2 protein-coding genes are annotated in these 905 nt (G+C 65.6%); one reads left to right on the top strand and one right to left on the bottom strand.

Annotation, left to right across the window (positions count from 1 at the left end; genetic code table 11):
- Positions 1–39: 39 nt before the first annotated feature.
- Positions 40–273, bottom strand: coding sequence for a hypothetical protein (locus tag B0F77_RS35880; RefSeq protein WP_086667489.1), 234 nt, complete (start codon positions 271–273; stop codon positions 40–42).
- A 126-nt stretch (positions 274–399) separates the two neighbouring features.
- Here B0F77_RS35880 and B0F77_RS35875 point away from each other — a divergent pair, with 126 nt between their 5' ends.
- Complete coding sequence (locus B0F77_RS35875; RefSeq protein WP_086667488.1) at positions 400–750, top strand: STAS domain-containing protein; 351 nt, start codon at positions 400–402, stop codon at positions 748–750.
- Positions 751–905 lie beyond the last annotated feature (155 nt).

The raw sequence follows: 905 nt of genomic DNA, 5'->3' as shown, positions 1-905 counted from the left end.
CACCCCGCCCGACTCGCTCAGTACTCGTTCAGGACGCGATCAGGACTTGCTCAGGCGTGACGCGAGCAGCCGCTTGCCCTGCTCGGCACCCTTCTGGCTCTCGCCCTGCGCCTTGCGGAAGAACTCCGCCAGCTCCTGGTCGCCCGCACGCTCGGCGTCGGAGATGTAGGTCTCCAGACGCAGCGCGTTGTCGAGGCACGCCTCGGTGAACCAGAGGATGTTGTAGTCCTTGTCCCTCGTACCTGTGACGTGACCGGTCTCCGTGGTCGACACGGTTCCTCCTCGTCTATCAGGGATTTTGCGGTCACTCGGCGTGTACCCGTGGTGGCCTGGAGAAAACCGTCTCGGCTTGTGGTCGTTACCTTCGGGCGCGTACGGTCGGTGCGGACGGGAGTCCACATGAACCAACTTCGCCAGCGAACTACCTATGTCCAGTCCATCCCGATCGTCGCCCTCACCGGCGAGATCGACATGATGTCGTCCGCACCGGTCAGCAGCAGGCTCGCCGAGCTGCTCGACCGCAAGCCGCCCGCTCTGGTCATCGACCTGCGGGAAGTGCGTTTCTTCGGGTCCGAGGGGATCCGCACGCTCGTCGAGACCCAGGCCCAGGCCGATGTGCTCGGCGTCAAGTTCGGTGTCGTCAGCGACAGCAGAGTCGTGTTGCGTCCGTTGGAGATGACCGCCGTCGACCAGCTGCTGCTGCTGTTCAGCGACGTGGACGACGCCGTGACGGCGCTGAGCGGCTGCTAGGCCGGCCCACTACGCCGACAGGGCCGCTGAGCTCCGGACGCGCGAGCGCTCCACGAGATCCAGCAACAGGCCTTCCTTGGTGGACCAGGGCGAGATGTCCACGACGTCGTGACCCGCCACCTTCATCAACCCTTCCGCGACCACCGCGCCCGCCA

Source organism: Lentzea kentuckyensis (assembly GCF_002150765.1).
Lineage (GTDB): Bacteria > Actinomycetota > Actinomycetes > Mycobacteriales > Pseudonocardiaceae > Lentzea > Lentzea kentuckyensis.
Note: the sequence above shows the minus strand (reverse complement) of the source record. Positions and strands in the feature narration are given on the sequence as shown.

What these genes read in the sequence shown, in the direction of transcription:
- B0F77_RS35875 (WP_086667488.1), top strand. Translation starts at nt 400, where the DNA reads ATGAACCAACTTCGCCAGCGAACTACCTATGTCCAGTCCATCCCGATC.